A 13659-nucleotide genomic window follows, 5' to 3' on the forward strand; every position below is an offset into this window, starting at 1 on the left:
TCATGGCTTCGCGTTCTGCATCTCCCCACGGCTCCTCACCCTCCAACGAGTCCGCCAATGCCCGCCGCTTCGTCTGGTCGAACGGCCTGCAGGGCGTGGGCGATCAATTGCTCTCTGGAAAGACAGTCCTGCCCTGGCTGTTCAGTGTGGCCGGGGTCCCAGGCTTCTTCACCGGCCTGCTGGTGCCCTTGCGCGAGTCCGGTTCCATGCTCCCCCAAGCCGCCTGGACTCCGTGGGTGCTCACCCACCCAGCTCGCAAGCGCCTGTGGGTGCTGGGCTCGGTGGGCCAGGGTCTGTGCGCGGCGATCATCGCGGCGGCTGCCGTGCTTGTCGAAGGCCCCCTCCTCGGCCTCATCGTCTGCCTCGCCCTTGCGGCGCTTGCCGTACTCCGCGCGCTGTGTTCGCTGACCGGCAAGGACGTGCAAGGCCGCACCATCTCCAAGGGGCACCGCGGAGTGGTGACCGGTCACGCTACACAGCTCGGCGGCGCAGTCACCCTTATTACTGGCGTCATCCTCGCTGTACTAGGTGAGCTCCCGCGCTGGGGTTTGGCGGCGTTGCTGGCCATCGGCGCAGCCACGTGGTTCCTGGCGGCAGCGGTCTTTCGCGGCATCGAGGAGCCGGTGCCAGAAAACTCCGGCCGGGAAGGTATGAACCGCAGCTGGTGGAAGGATACCTGGCAGCTATACACCCAGGATGCGCGCTTCCGCAGCTTCGTCAACGTTCGCGCCCTGCTGCTGGTGTCTGCCCTATCCACCTCCTTCATCGTGGTGCTTTCACAGAGCATCGGCTCGCAGGCTTTGAGTGGGCTCGGTGGCTTCGTCTTGGCCTCGGGCTTGGCCAGCCTCGTGGGCGGCCGTGTATCCGGTGTGCTCTCTGATAAGTCGTCGCGCTTGGTCATGTCCTGGGCCGCAGGTGCCGCGGCGATCATCTTGCTGGCCATCGTGGCCTGTGCGGCGTGGGCACCGACAGCGGTAAGCATGTGGGCGCTTCCCCTCGGATTCTTCCTGGTCAACCTGGCGCACGCTGCCATTCGCGTGGCGCGCAAGACCTATGTGGTGGATATGGCGGGCGAGGATAAACGCACCCGCTACGTCGGAGCCGCGAACACCATGATGGGCGTCATCCTCCTCGTGATCGGCGGTATCTCCGCCGTGATCGCTTTGGCTGGCCCCTCGGCGGCCATTTTATTCCTGGCCTGCATCGGGCTACTTGGAGCATGGCGTGCCCGCGCACTTCCGGAGGTATCACGCGGAAAATAGGACGTACGCGTTATGATGAAAAAAGTAAGTCCTGACATCCCCAATCACAGGAGAAGCACACACTCGTGGCTGAAGTAACTAACTGCGCCGCCATCGTCCTTGCAGCAGGTGCAGGTACCCGCATGAAATCCTCAACCCAGAAGACGTTGCATGAGATTGGCGGGAGGTCACTTCTCGGCCACGCCCTCCACGCAGCCGCTGGCCTGCACCCAGAGCACCTCGTGGTCGTCGTGGGCCACCAGCGCGACCAGGTCTCCCCTGCCGTCGATGCCATCTCCGAGGAGCTGGACTGCGCGGTCTCCCAGGCCATCCAGGAAGAGCAGAACGGTACCGGCCACGCCGTGCAGTGCGGCCTGAGTGCATTGCCTGATTTCGATGGCACCGTCATCGTGACTAACGGTGACGTTCCCCTGCTACGCCCGGAGACCCTGCGTCAGCTGCATGAGGCCCACACCGGCGAAGCTAACGCCGTGACCGTGCTGTCCATGACTCTGGAGGATCCCACCGGTTACGGCCGCGTGCTGCGCGCCGAGGATGGTTCTGTCACCGCCATCGTGGAGCAGAAGGATGCCTCCGAAGAGCAGCGCGCGGTGCGCGAGGTCAACTCCGGTGTCTTCGCATTCGATGGGGCTGTGCTTCGCGACGCCCTGACGAAGCTCAACTCCGATAACGCCCAGGGTGAGCTTTATATCACCGATGTGCTGGAGATTGCCCGCGAGGCCGGCCACCGCGTCGGCGCGCACGTTGCTGCTGATCCGGAGGAGCTCTCCGGTGTCAACGACCGCGTGCAGTTGGCCGCGGCCGGCCGCCTTCTCAACCGCCGTGTGGTCGAGGAAGCCATGCGTGGCGGCGCCACCATCGTTGATCCCGATACCACTTGGATCGGCGTCAACGTGACCATTGGTCAGGACGTTGTCATTCACCCCAATACCCAGCTGTGGGGTGCGACGACCATCGCCGATGGCGCCGAGATTGGCCCCGACACCACCCTGACCAATATGCAGGTCGGAGCAGGCGCCAGCGTGGTGCGCACGCACGGCTTCGACTCCGTCATTGGCAGCAATGCGCAGATTGGCCCGTTCACCTACATCCGCCCCGGCGTCATCGTGGGTGAAGAAGGCAAGCTGGGCGGCTTCGTCGAGGCGAAGAAGGCCCAGATTGGCCGCGGTACCAAGGTTCCCCACCTGACCTATATCGGTGATGCCACCGTGGGTGACTACTCCAACATTGGTGCCTCCTCCGTCTTCGTCAACTACGACGGCGTCAACAAGCACCACACCACCATCGGCAGCCACGTGCGCACTGGCTCGGACACCATGTTCATTGCTCCCGTTACCGTCGGTGATGGCGCCTACTCCGGTGCGGGTACAGTAATTAAGGACGACGTTCCCCCGGGAGCGCTCGCGGTCTCCGGCGGCAAGCAGCGCAACATCGAAGGTTGGGTGCAAAAGAAGCGCCCGGGCACGCCGGCAGCGGAAGCAGCCGACAAGGCACAGGACGCCAAGGCTGACGAACAGACCACTAACTAACGACAAGTAAAGGGATATCTACTGATGACTGGCAAGGTTACCGGCAGCAGCAAGAACATGATGCTCTTCACCGGGCGCGCTCACCCGGCGTTGGCTGAGGCTGTGGCCAAGGAGCTCAAAACCGATCTGGTTCCGACCACCGCCCGCGATTTCGCCAACGGTGAGATCTTCATTCGCTTCGAGGAGTCCGTCCGTGGTGCAGACTGCTTCGTGATGCAGTCCCACACCCAGCCGCTCAACAAGTGGCTGGTAGAGCAGCTCATCATGATTGATGCGCTCAAGCGCGGCTCCGCCAAGCGCATCACCGCCATCCTGCCCTTCTACCCGTACGCACGCCAGGACAAGAAGCACCTAGGCCGCGAGCCCATCTCCGCCCGCTTGGTGGCAGACTTGCTGGCCGCTGCCGGTGCGGACCGCATCGTGTCCGTAGATCTGCACACCGACCAGATTCAGGGATTCTTCGATGGCCCAGTCGACCACATGCACGCCATGCCGATCCTGACCGACTACATCAAGTCCAAGTACCCGCTGGACAACCTGGCTGTAGTCTCCCCCGATGCCGGCCGCGTGAAGGTCGCGGAGAAGTGGGCACACGAGTTGGGCGATGCCCCGCTCTCCTTCGTCCACAAGACCCGCTCTAACACCGAGGCCAACAAGACGGTGTCCAACCGCGTCGTCGGTGACGTCGAGGGCAAGGACTGCATCCTGCTCGATGACATGATTGATACCGGTGGCACCATCGCGGGCGCGGTCCGCGTGCTGGAAGAGGCCGGCGCTAAGTCCGTGGTTATCGCCTGCACCCACGGTGTCTTCTCCGACCCGGCCCGCGAACGCCTGTCCGAGTGCGGTGCCGTAGAGGTCATCACCACCGACACTCTGCCGCAGTCCACCGAGGGCTGGGACAACCTCACGGTGCTGTCCATCGCCCCGCTGCTGGCTCGCACCATTCACGAGATTTTCGAGAACGGTTCTGTCACCACCCTGTTTGAGACCCACTAAATTTGGTTCAGCGACAACGCTGCTGCTAAAATCTGGTGCGTCTCGGCGAGGGAGAAATCCGTTATCGACGCGATAGCACAAGTTAAGCAGTGAATCTTGTATTAAGCCTGCGATGACTCGTCCAAGACGTCCATCGGCAGGCTTTTGTCGTATCTACACGGTCCTTCATCAGCCCTTGCCGCACAACGATACTTTAAGGAGATTTACTTATGGCTTCTGAGCGCCCCGTAGTGAAGGCTGAAGTCCGTTCTGAGTTTGGCAAGGGCTTCGCTCGCCGTCTGCGCGCTGCCGGCAAGATCCCGGGCGTTGTCTACGGCCACGCCGTCGACGTTCTGCACTTCGCCGTTGACCGTCTGGAAATGACCGCAGTCGTCCGTAACCAAGGTGTTAACGCCGTGTTCGAGCTGGAGCTCGAGGGCGAGCAGCACCTGGTCATGGTCAAGCACATCGACCAGAACGTCCTGACCTTCAACATCGAGCACATCGACCTGCTCTCCATTAAGCGTGGCGAGAAGGTTGAGGTTGAGGTTCCGCTCGCTATCGAGGGCGAGCCGGCTCCGGGCCTCATGTTCATCCAGGATGCCGACGTCCTCCTGGTCGAGTCCGACGTACTCAACATTCCGGAAGAGATCGCCGTGTCCATCGAGGGTCTCGAGGACGGCACCGTGGTCACCGCTGGCGACATCACCCTGCCGGAGGGCACCACCCTGGTGGCCGAGGAAGACACCGTCATCGTCTCCATCTCCGAGCCGGAGGTTGATGAGGACGTCGAGGCTGCCGCTGAGGCTGCCGAGGAAGGCGGCGCTGAGGCTGGCGCCGAGTCCACCGATGAGGGAGCTTCCGAGGAGAAGAAGGACGAGGAGTAAATCCTCCCCCCTCACCTATTTAGCGCACCGCGCCTGGCCCCTGCTTTCCTGGGGCGGGCGCGGTTCGCCGTTTTAGCCCTCGCGCTGTTTAGAATGGGCAGCGTGACTTCTTCTCCCTTTCTCGTCGTTGGTCTAGGAAACCCCGGACCGAAGTACGCCGGTACCCGCCACAACATTGGCTTTGACGTGGCTGATGAACTAGCCCACGAGCTGCTGACTTCCTTTTCCGTTCATAAGAAGACAAACACGGATGTCGCCGAAGCGCGGCGTGGGGACGCCAAGGTGATCGTCGCCAAGCCGCGCAGCTTTATGAACCTGTCCGGCGGCCCCATCAAGGCCCTTGCCCAGTACTTCAACGTTCCGCATGATCACATCATCGTTGTCCACGATGAGCTGGAGCTTGACTTCGCCGCCATCAAGCGACGCCTCGGCGGCGGGGACCACGGCCACAATGGCCTGCGCTCCACCACGAAGTCTTTGGGCACTAAGGACTATCAGCGACTTTCAGTGGGTATAGGCCGACCACCTGGCCGCATGGACCCAGCCGCGTTTGTTCTCAAGCCATGGAGCAAACAGGAAGCCCAAGAGATTCCCATCGTCTGTGCTGATGCGGTGGATGAGATTCTTCGCGCGTTAGACTAGCCGGCATGAAGCTCGCTACTCTCCGCACCAGTTTTGGCACCTGCGCTATCCGTATTGACGGCCCCAACGTGGGCACCGAACTGGATTATGAGGATGTCGGCGAATTGCTGGCCAGTCCAGACTGGCGTAAAGCCGCGCAGCTCTCCGGCGAGCCGGTGGTTTTTGACGACGCCGACCTCGCCCCCGTCATCCCGAACCCAGGAAAGATCATCTGTGTCGGCGTTAACTACGCCAAGCATGCCCGTGAGATGGGCCGCGAGCTGCCTACACAACCCACGCTTTTCATCAAGTTTCCAGAGGCTCTGACCGGCCCTTTCGATGACGTCTACGTCCCGGACTATGCCACGAAGAAGCTGGACTATGAAGGAGAGCTCGCCGTGGTCATTGGGCGCCGTGCGCACCGCGTTCCGGTAGCGGAGGCGCTCGGGCATGTGGCGGGCTATGCCATCATGAATGACTACACTTTGCGCGATTATCAGCGCGCTACCACGCAGTTCCACGCCGGTAAATCCTTCTACCGCACCGCCGGCTTCGGACCGTGGTTGACCACGACTGATGAATGGGCCCCGGGCAAGGCCGCGCGGCTAGTCACGACCGTCGATGGTGAAGTCCGCCAGGACGATAACACCGATGACCTCATCTTCTCCGTGGCCGAGCTCATCGCCTTCTGTTCCTCCCTCTACCCTCTGAATCCGGGCGATGTTATTGCCACCGGCACCCCGGAAGGCGTGGGCTTCGCGCGCGGTGAGGAAGCACTGCTTGGCGACGGCTCCCGCACCCGCATCAGCATCGAAGGGCTCGGCGCGATTGAGAACACCACGCGCTTCGGCGAACCTCCCGCTGCCGGGGGCTGCGGCGAAGGCTGTATCTGTCACGGCCGTTAACATTCAGCCGTATCCAGGATCTTCAGCGAAAACTGACAGGTTTCGTTAGGGTGGGGCACCACACGTGCCCGACTGACCAAGGAGGATGAGCCTCAATGACTCTTTGCTCCCGCTTCACCGCCGCCGGCCTCGCACTATGCGCCAGCACCGCGCTGGTTGCGTGCTCTTCAGATAAAGAGGCCGATCCCGCCCCGACGCCGACTCCCGCGTCTGTGGAAACCGTGACGGAAACAGCCGTTGCAACTGGCGCGGACCAGGGCGATGTTGATGACGACGATGACCGCGATGACGACGCCCAGCTGCCTGCAGACACGGCTGCTGCCGGGGACGCCGGAAAAGCAGAGAATTCCGGGAAACTCACCGGCGATGAAGCATTCGAGAAAGCTTTATCCCACGCCGGCGTTGATGCCCAGACCGTCACAGAAAAAGAGGTCGACTACGACGATGGTGACGACGGCAAGGGCCCGCACTGGGAGATCGAGTTCAAGGCGAATGGCCAGGAACACGAACTCGACGTCGACGCCGCCAGCGGCGCGGTGACGCAACACGAGGTTGACTAAATACCTCCCAATTCGCCCCACTTGCTTAACCCCCGCGGTTAGGGATTCTCCCAGCTAAGCGGTAAATTTAGAGGTATGAGTTCACAGTCTAAGAAGTCTGCCACCAAGCCGCCGAAGCTAGACAAGCAAGCCTATGAGGACGAGCTCAAGCGCCTCCAAGCAGAGCTCGTCGAGATGCAGCAGTGGGTCGTTGAGACCGGCGCCCGCGTGGTCATCATCATGGAAGGCCGCGACGCCGCCGGCAAGGGTTCCGCCATCAAACGCATTACGCAATACCTGAACCCGCGTACCTGCCGCATCGAGGCGCTGCCGAAGCCCACCGACCGTGAGGCGGGCCAGTGGTATTTCCAGCGCTACATTGAGAAGCTGCCCACCGCCGGCGAGATCGTCATCTTCGACCGTTCCTGGTACAACCGCGCCGGCGTGGAGCGTGTCATGGGCTTCTGTTCCCAGCAAGAATACGTGCGCTTCCTTCACCAGGCTCCGCTGCTGGAGCACATGCTCATCGAGGATGGCGTCATCCTTCTTAAGTACTGGTTCTCCGTTTCTGATGAGGAGCAGCTCGCACGCTTTAAGTCCCGCCGCAACGATCCGCTGCGCCGCTGGAAGCTCTCCCCCATGGACTTGCAGTCCATTACCCGTTGGGAAGACTACTCGCGTGCCAAGGATGAAATGTTCGTCCACACCGATACCCCGTCCTCCCCGTGGTACACCGTGGAATCCGAGGACAAGAAGCGCTCGCGCATCAACGTGATCAACCACATCCTCAAGATGGTTCCGTACCAGCACGTAGAGCAGGATGTTCCTGAGATCCCAGATCGCCCCGAGCTCGAGGCCGAATACGTACGCCCGCCGCGCAATGAATTTGCCTACGTACCAGATGTCGCAGCCGATTTGGAGCGCGACAAGGTCAACGGCAACGGCTCCGGCAAGAAGCAGGGAAAGAAAAAGAAGGGCAAGAAGGACAAGAAAAAGAAGTAGTACTTTCGGCATGTACTACCATGGCCGTCTATGAGCTCTTCCCGCACCGCGCGTACCTTCCTGTCCTCGGTGCATTTGGGGGACGCGCTACTCGCAGGAGTCGCAGGGCTCGTAGCGGCCTTTTATTGTGCCTTGGCGTTTTCCTCTTCCGGAACGGTGGAAGTACTCGAGGCTCTCTTGTCGCTGCTGTTCATACCGTTCTTCCTCGTGTGGCGCTCGAGGCCAATCGTGAGCGCAACAGGATTCCTAGTTCTGCTCCTGGCCTGGGCTGTCATATGGATGAACCAGCTCCCCACCAATAGCGGCCTCACCCCGTGGGCGCTGACCGCCCCCATGGCCGTGTACACCACCTCGCGGTACATCACCCAGAGGCTGGTTCCGCGGGTGGTCCTCCTCATCACCGCACTCGGTACCTTTATCTCCCCCTTCATGTGGCGCATCGACACTGAGACTTACCTTCTGCGCTATGAGGTAGACACACCCTTCCTTGCCATGGTGGTGGCCCATTGGGCAGTGCTGGGCAGCACGTATTTCATCGCTGCCCGGTATTTTGACCGTGATCGCCAACGGGAGATACTAGCCCGCGAGCGCTTCCACCAGGCACAAGAAGAAGAACGCCTCCTCATTGCACGGGAACTGCACGATGTCCTTGCCCATTCCCTCACCCTGATTAAGGTTCAGGCTAATGCAGGCATCGTTGCAGCGAATACGGACTCCGGCGCGGCTGAAGAAGCACTTCTTTCGATCCGCGATAATGCGGATACCGCCTTGGGCGAGGTTCGCGGAATCGTCGCTGCCTTGCGCTCACCCGGCCCCACGGCTCTAGAGCCTGCTCAACAACTTGAGCACATCGAAGGAATCCTCGAAGGCTTCCGCGCTGCCGGGCTGAAAGTCGACGCAAACCTCCCAGCTGAATACGCCGTGCCGTCGTTGGTGCAGATGGCATTGGTTCGCATTACCACGGAGGGCTTGACGAATGCTCTGCGCCATCAGGGCGTCGGCACGCATGTCGTGGTTGAGCTTGTACTTGATGACGCCGCCGCGCTCACCCTCATCTCCACCAATCCTCATCCCACGCCAAGCAACGTCGCGGGCAGCGGCGTGGGCTTAGTCGGAGTGGCGGAACGAGCTCGTTCGCTTGGCGGTCGCCTCGACTATTCCGGCGATGCTCATTCCTTTTCCTTGCACGCACAGATACCGATGAAGGAGACAATGGATGCAACCCAGCAGCTCTAGAATCCGCGTCTTGTTGGCCGATGATCAAGCAATGCTGCTCTCAGCACTGTCTACCATCCTCACTGCGCAAGAAGACATCGAGGTCGTGGCCACCGCGGCCACGGGGGCGGATGCCGTGGCAGCAGCAATAAGCCACCACATTGATGTGGCTATCCTCGACATTCGCATGCCTGGCATGGACGGCATTGCAGCGGCGCAAGCCATACTCGAGCGCAAGCCCGAGTGCCGCATCATCATGCTCACCACATTCAATGATGAAGAGCTCGTGGCGCGGTCCATCTCCGCTGGCGCCCACGGCTTCCTGCTGAAGGATGCCGACCCAGAGGTTCTTGTGACCGCCGTTCGCAACGTGGCGCAAGGAGAATCGGTGCTGGCCGCCGAGGTAACCGGCCCAGTGCTGGAGGCTTATCGCTCGGCGCTGACGCGCGAAAACCTCAGCGCCCAGGAACGCCAAGGACTCAGTCTTGTAACGCGCCGCGAGATGGAAGTGCTTTCGCTCATCGCGCGTGGTGCTACAAATGCGGAGATAGCCGCCGACATGGTCATCGCAGAAACCACGGTGAAAACTCACGTCTCCGCGCTCATGTCTAAACTCGCCGCACGTGACCGAGTGGCCCTCGTTCTCTTAGCGCAGCGTGCTGGGGTTGCCTAAGCTCCTACCACGGTAGGAGGTCTGCTCGCTGAAGACCATCATGCAGGCGGATTCCTTTATGATGAGCCCCGGCGATACTGCATTTTATGAATTGCGATATCTCTTTTGAGCACATCTCGAAGTCTTTTGGTCGGCAACGAGTCCTCGATGATGTTTCCTTCCACATCTCCCCTGGCCGCGTGCATGCGCTCCTCGGGCGCAACGGGGCAGGAAAATCAACAATCTTCTCCATCCTCTTAGGCCTCCTGCCTCCTGACTCGGGCTCCATCAGCGTGGCGGGCCAACCTTGGAACCGCAATGTGCTTCGCCGCATTGGTGCCTCAGTGAACGGGCCAGCCTTTTATGGTCATCTGTCTGCCGCGGCGAATCTTCGCGTTCACGCTCGACTTCTGGGGCTTCCCGACTCTGAGATTGACCGGGTTCTCTCCATCGCTGGGCTCAGCGGCGTTGGCTCCAAGAAGGCGAAATCCTTTTCCACTGGTATGAAGGCCCGCCTAGCGTTAGCGCAAGCTCTCCTCGGCGATCCAGAGGTTCTTGTTCTTGATGAGCCCCAGAATGGCCTCGATCCCCAAGGAATCATGGAATTGCGAGAGCTACTACAACAACTAGCCGCGGCTGGGCACACCGTTATCGTCAGCTCCCACCAGCTTGGAGAGGTCCTGCACCTTGCCCATGACATCACCGTCTTGGCCGAGGGTACGATTCGCTATTCCGGTTCCCTGCACGAGCTAGCTCCACGTGGTCAGTTGGAGGAAGAATTCTTCCGACTTACCTCACCGAGCCACCCCTCCCAAGCGCCTACCAACCGGGAAGGAGAGTCACGTGCCTAAGCACACTACTGCCCCTCGCCCGAGTTACCTTTCAGCAGAACTACTGCGCAGCCGTGGAAGCGCCTTACAGTGGTTGCCTTTGCTGGCGCTACCGCTGGTCATCATGACAATCATTTTCTCCTCAATGGCCTCAGCACGCACTGATGCCACGGGCGTCTTGGCTTGGCAATCCTTGTTTGTTACCGGCATGTATTCCCCTCTTACTGGGCTGTTCGCTGCCATTCCAGAACGCCGCGAGACCATCACTCGCAGCGGCGGAACGCAATGGAGAAACCTCAACCCGCGTCTCGAGAATGCTGCTCGCTTTATCGTTGTCATTGTCAGCCTTGCGGTCTTCCATATTCTGAACTTTGGTGTTTCTTGGTTCGTTGTCGCTGCCCAGGGGCGGGAGAATCATGAACTTATCCTCGTAGCTGGGCTCTACTCCTTCCTTGGCGCGCTTGGCATTGCCGGGCTTTCCGCTGCCTGTGCCCGCCGACTGGGCTTCGGCTTAACGCTGGTAGCCGCGGCCCTATGGCAAATAATCAGCATCCTTCCGTGCACTGTCGAATCAGGCAGGTGGTGGGCCTTTCCCCCAGCATGGCCGCAACGATTGCTTCTGCGCGCATTGCGTATTCACCAGAACTCGGTGCCTCTTGAACCACAAGACCCACTTCTCACCAGCAGTCCACTACCGGCTTTCATATTGTGCGTCATCCTCGCCGTTCTCGGAGCATTAGCCGCAGTCTACACGCCGCGACGATACCGGCCAATGTTCTCGCTGCGACACCGTTTCGCGCGTTCCACAACGGCCCAGACTGATGCCGACGTTGCTAATACCACCATGGAAGAAGCCCAAGTATGGCAGCCAACGAGACACCCCCGTGCGGCGGCACAGTCCTCGCTGTGGTCCACGTTGCTAGGACTCCACCGTGCAGCTTTTAGCCCAGCGGTGTTCTCTTGCTTGATGCTCAGCATTCTGGCGCTAGGCTTTGTCGCCCTGCAATATCCCGCTAACTACGTCGAAGGTTTCTTTCACTACTTTCTGCTTCCGGTCGGCGCAGGTATCTTGCCGGTCCTCGTTTGGCCCCGTGTAGCTGATTCATGGCCGTTGGTCCATATGGAAACACGGTTCGGCACATCCGGGATTCTCCTCTGGTTCCTGTGTGTCATCCTGGCGGTATGCGCTGCCGCATACCTGGCCAGTGCGCTCGCAGGTGGCGATGTCGCGGCCCAGCTTCCGGCATTTCCCCTTACGGTTGGGGTGGGCTTTGCCATCGCGGCAGTATCACTCATCCTGGTGGTTCGCCTCGGCATTGTAAGCGCTATCGCCCTCAGCATCGTGGGGACTATCGTCTCCGTCACCTTAGGCGGCGACGTCTTGGCAGATACCGGTCTGTGGATACTCGCCTTCCCTGCTTGGCCCTTAGTTGCGTACTCGTCTCTGCGCTACGCCATCGCCATGACGCTGACTGTGGTGCTCTGTGCGGCTGCCGCGTTGCTCGCACGGCGTCTGCTCCACACGCGTGCGCTGTCTCCCCGCTAAAACTGACGAATCTGACAAAAGCAGTCTAGATTTTTCGATCTTGGCCCGTACTTTTGGCAGATCGGGCAGTTGCGCGTTTGAAGCATCCTGGCAAAGCTAGGTCGCAGACCGAGCAGGAGCCTAAAACAGCGAAACACCGCCCACGCCATGCAGCGAGGGCGGTGTTCTTGTTCTAGCTCTTAGAGTTCAGAAACATCGACGCGCTTCGGGTAGACCACCGGGCGAGCGCCGGCGATTTCCTCGACGATGCGGATGACCTGGTTGGAGTAACCGAACTCGTTGTCGTACCACACGTAAAGCACGAGGTGCTTGCCGGAGGAGATGGTGGCGAGACCATCGACCACACCGGCGTGGGTGGAACCAACGAAGTCAGAGGACACAACTTCCGGAGAAGCGATGTAGGAAATCTGCTGGCGCAGGTCGGAGTGCAGGGACACGTTGCGCAGGAAGTCATTGACCTCGTCGCGGTCAGCTTCCTTCTCCAGCTCGAGGTTGAGCACAGCCATGGACACATCCGGGGTGGGAACGCGGATGGCGTTACCGGTGAGCTTGCCCTCGAACTCCGGCAGAGCCTTGGACACGGCCTTGGCCGCACCGGTTTCTGTGAGCACCATGTTCAGGCCAGCTGCGCGACCGCGGCGGTCACCCTTGTGGAAGTTATCGATGAGGTTCTGGTCGTTGGTGAAGGAGTGTGCGGTCTCCACATGGCCATGAACCACGCCGTAGCGGTCGTTGATGACCTTGAGCACCGGGGTGATGCCGTTGGTGGTGCAGGATGCGGCGGAGAGGATCTGGTCGGAGTCCTCGATGGCGCCGTGGTTGATGCCGTAGACAATGTTCTTCAGATCGCCCTTGCCCGGAGCGGTGAGCAGCACGCGAGCCACACCCTTGGACTGCAGGTGCTGGGACAGTCCCTCACGGTCGCGCCACACACCGGTGTTGTCGACGACGATGGCGTTGTCGATGCCGTACTTGGTGTAGTCAATGTCCGCCGGGTCATTGGCATAAATCATCTGAATCTTGGTGCCGTTGGCCCAGATGACCTCGTTCTCCTCGTCAACAGCGATGGTGCCGTTGAAGGCACCGTGGACGGAGTCACGGCGCAGGAGGGAGGCGCGCTTGAAGATGTCAATGTCGCCCTTCTTGCGCACGACGATAGCGCGCAGGCGCACGCCGCCGTAGGCAGCCTCGCGGGCGATGAGGATGCGAGCCAGCAGGCGGCCGATGCGACCGAAGCCGTAGAGAACGACGTCGGTGGATTCCTTATCCACACCGGCACCGACGAGATCGACGAGGGTCTCCTCGAGGAAGTTGCGCAGGTTATCGGAGCCGGATTCCTCGAAGCCAGTGGCCAGGCGGCCCAGGTCAATGGAAGCGGTGCCCAGGTTCATCGAGCACAGTTCCTTGAGAATAGGCAGGGTCTCTGCGGTGGAAAGCTCGCGCTCAGCGATGCGGCGGGCGTAGCGGTGCGCCTTGATGATGTCGATGTCGGTCACGCCGATGAGCAGACGGCCGTAGATAGAGGTGACAACGTTATTGTTGCGGTGCAGCTGGTGGATGAGCGGGATCATCTCTTGGGCCAGCTCCAGGCGCTCGTTCCAATCCTCGTGCCCAATGTGCGCGTTCGAAGTCACGTGCTTTGTATCCTTTACTCGTCAAAAAGGGTGTAAAACTCTGTCCATCCGTAAATATT

General features: G+C 60.6%; 13 protein-coding genes. 12 read left to right on the forward strand and 1 reads right to left on the reverse strand.

The window, feature by feature from the left end; all coding sequences use genetic code 11:
• Window positions 1-2 precede the first annotated feature (2 nt).
• The 12 genes from HMPREF3147_RS09910 to HMPREF3147_RS09965 all read left to right on the forward strand — a co-directional run bounded on the left by HMPREF3147_RS09910 (window position 3) and on the right by HMPREF3147_RS09965 (window position 11966).
• Window positions 3-1262 carry an MFS transporter gene (locus tag HMPREF3147_RS09910; protein WP_070447096.1) on the forward strand — a complete coding sequence of 420 codons (1260 nt, stop codon included), beginning with the start codon at window positions 3-5 and terminating at the stop codon, window positions 1260-1262.
• A 65-nt stretch (window positions 1263-1327) separates the two neighbouring features.
• The gene (gene glmU, locus HMPREF3147_RS09915) at window positions 1328-2791 is read left to right on the forward strand and encodes a bifunctional UDP-N-acetylglucosamine diphosphorylase/glucosamine-1-phosphate N-acetyltransferase GlmU (RefSeq protein WP_070447097.1); all 1464 of its coding nucleotides are present in this window, start codon (window positions 1328-1330) and stop codon (window positions 2789-2791) included.
• Between the two features lie 24 nt (window positions 2792-2815).
• Complete coding sequence (locus HMPREF3147_RS09920) at window positions 2816-3790, forward strand: ribose-phosphate diphosphokinase (protein WP_070447098.1); 975 nt, start codon at window positions 2816-2818, stop codon at window positions 3788-3790.
• A gap of 209 nt (window positions 3791-3999) precedes the next feature.
• Entirely contained in the window at window positions 4000-4656 is a 657-nt protein-coding gene (locus tag HMPREF3147_RS09925) for a 50S ribosomal protein L25/general stress protein Ctc (protein ID WP_070447100.1), read from the forward strand.
• 93 nt (window positions 4657-4749) lie between these two features.
• Complete coding sequence (gene pth / locus HMPREF3147_RS09930) at window positions 4750-5298, forward strand: aminoacyl-tRNA hydrolase (protein WP_070447102.1); 549 nt, start codon at window positions 4750-4752, stop codon at window positions 5296-5298.
• A 5-nt stretch (window positions 5299-5303) separates the two neighbouring features.
• Entirely contained in the window at window positions 5304-6182 is an 879-nt protein-coding gene (locus tag HMPREF3147_RS09935; protein WP_070447104.1) for a fumarylacetoacetate hydrolase family protein, read from the forward strand.
• Between the two features lie 95 nt (window positions 6183-6277).
• Entirely contained in the window at window positions 6278-6742 is a 465-nt protein-coding gene (locus HMPREF3147_RS09940; protein WP_230307889.1) for a PepSY domain-containing protein, read from the forward strand.
• 75 nt (window positions 6743-6817) lie between these two features.
• The gene (gene ppk2, locus HMPREF3147_RS09945) at window positions 6818-7723 is read left to right on the forward strand and encodes a polyphosphate kinase 2 (protein WP_070447108.1); all 906 of its coding nucleotides are present in this window, start codon (window positions 6818-6820) and stop codon (window positions 7721-7723) included.
• A gap of 30 nt (window positions 7724-7753) precedes the next feature.
• Window positions 7754-8959: a sensor histidine kinase gene (locus HMPREF3147_RS09950; protein WP_070447110.1), complete on the forward strand. Its 1206-nt coding sequence runs from the start codon at window positions 7754-7756 to the stop codon at window positions 8957-8959.
• Window positions 8940-9611: a response regulator gene (locus HMPREF3147_RS09955; protein WP_070447113.1), complete on the forward strand. Its 672-nt coding sequence runs from the start codon at window positions 8940-8942 to the stop codon at window positions 9609-9611. Before HMPREF3147_RS09950 ends, HMPREF3147_RS09955 begins: the two co-directional genes overlap by 20 nt.
• Before the next feature lie 86 nt (window positions 9612-9697).
• Window positions 9698-10441, forward strand: a complete 744-nt coding sequence (locus HMPREF3147_RS09960) for an ATP-binding cassette domain-containing protein (RefSeq protein ID WP_070447115.1) — start codon at window positions 9698-9700, stop codon at window positions 10439-10441.
• Window positions 10434-11966, forward strand: a complete 1533-nt coding sequence (locus HMPREF3147_RS09965; RefSeq protein ID WP_083276486.1) for an ABC-2 family transporter permease — start codon at window positions 10434-10436, stop codon at window positions 11964-11966. The genes HMPREF3147_RS09960 and HMPREF3147_RS09965 overlap by 8 nt, the downstream gene beginning before the upstream one ends.
• A 179-nt stretch (window positions 11967-12145) precedes the next feature.
• Here HMPREF3147_RS09965 and HMPREF3147_RS09970 read toward each other — a convergent pair whose 3' ends face one another.
• Window positions 12146-13600, reverse strand: a complete 1455-nt coding sequence (locus HMPREF3147_RS09970; RefSeq protein ID WP_070447116.1) for a glyceraldehyde-3-phosphate dehydrogenase — start codon at window positions 13598-13600, stop codon at window positions 12146-12148.
• Between the last annotated feature and the right edge of the window lie 59 nt (window positions 13601-13659).

Source organism: Corynebacterium sp. HMSC05D03, from assembly GCF_001807205.1.
Lineage (GTDB): Bacteria > Actinomycetota > Actinomycetes > Mycobacteriales > Mycobacteriaceae > Corynebacterium > Corynebacterium aurimucosum.

What these genes read in the sequence shown, in the direction of transcription:
- HMPREF3147_RS09920 (WP_070447098.1), top strand. Translation starts at nt 2,816, where the DNA reads ATGACTGGCAAGGTTACCGGCAGCAGCAAGAACATGATGCTCTTCACC.
- HMPREF3147_RS09940 (WP_230307889.1), top strand. Translation starts at nt 6,278, where the DNA reads ATGACTCTTTGCTCCCGCTTCACCGCCGCCGGCCTCGCACTATGCGCC.
- pth (WP_070447102.1), top strand. Translation starts at nt 4,750, where the DNA reads ATGGGCAGCGTGACTTCTTCTCCCTTTCTCGTCGTTGGTCTAGGAAAC.
- HMPREF3147_RS09955 (WP_070447113.1), top strand. Translation starts at nt 8,940, where the DNA reads ATGCAACCCAGCAGCTCTAGAATCCGCGTCTTGTTGGCCGATGATCAA.
- HMPREF3147_RS09960 (WP_070447115.1), top strand. Translation starts at nt 9,698, where the DNA reads ATGAATTGCGATATCTCTTTTGAGCACATCTCGAAGTCTTTTGGTCGG.
- HMPREF3147_RS09925 (WP_070447100.1), top strand. Translation starts at nt 4,000, where the DNA reads ATGGCTTCTGAGCGCCCCGTAGTGAAGGCTGAAGTCCGTTCTGAGTTT.
- HMPREF3147_RS09935 (WP_070447104.1), top strand. Translation starts at nt 5,304, where the DNA reads ATGAAGCTCGCTACTCTCCGCACCAGTTTTGGCACCTGCGCTATCCGT.
- ppk2 (WP_070447108.1), top strand. Translation starts at nt 6,818, where the DNA reads ATGAGTTCACAGTCTAAGAAGTCTGCCACCAAGCCGCCGAAGCTAGAC.
- HMPREF3147_RS09910 (WP_070447096.1), top strand. Translation starts at nt 3, where the DNA reads ATGGCTTCGCGTTCTGCATCTCCCCACGGCTCCTCACCCTCCAACGAG.
- HMPREF3147_RS09950 (WP_070447110.1), top strand. Translation starts at nt 7,754, where the DNA reads ATGAGCTCTTCCCGCACCGCGCGTACCTTCCTGTCCTCGGTGCATTTG.